A 517-nucleotide genomic window follows, 5' to 3' on the forward strand; every position below is an offset into this window, starting at 1 on the left:
GTGTTTGGTCCCGTTTGATTGGCAAGGGCCTGGATTGGCGTCTTGTAGCCGAGGCATTTGAGGCGGGTTCGGTTGTAGTCGTGGACGAACTTGCTGAGGAAGGCGTCCCGATCGGCATGGTCGACGAAGGTGCGCCGGGCGCTGCCGCGCTTTTCTTCGCGGCCTATGGCTTCGGCGATGCGCCGGTTGAAGCGTTCGACGAGGCCGTTGGTCTGCGGGTGGTAGGGCTTGGTCAGGCGATGCTCGATGCCGCGCTGCTTGCAGAGCCGATCAAAGGGATGGTCGCCGGACGGTCGCCCGGCCGGCTTGTTCTTCTTGTCGACAGCGAAGCGGTCGGTGAACTCGGCGCCATTGTCGGTCAGGATGGTGTGAACGTCGTGCGGGAAGTCGGCCAGGAAGCGTTTGAGGAAGCCGGTCGCGGTGGCGCCGTCCCGCCGGGCATGGATCTCGAGAAAGACGTAGCGGGTGGCGCGATCGATGGCGACAAAGGCGTAGCTGGTGCGGCGCTGCAGGGCCG

1 protein-coding gene is annotated in these 517 nt (G+C 64.8%); it reads right to left on the reverse strand.

The features are described 5' to 3' along the window. A partial coding sequence (locus tag PMN64_RS42975; protein ID WP_411785140.1) for a DDE-type integrase/transposase/recombinase occupies positions 1–517 on the reverse strand: 517 nt, incomplete at both ends.

Origin of the sequence: Bradyrhizobium sp. UFLA01-814, from assembly GCF_046718885.1 — a bacterium.
In the GTDB taxonomy this organism is placed as follows: Bacteria; Pseudomonadota; Alphaproteobacteria; order Rhizobiales; family Xanthobacteraceae; genus Bradyrhizobium; species Bradyrhizobium elkanii.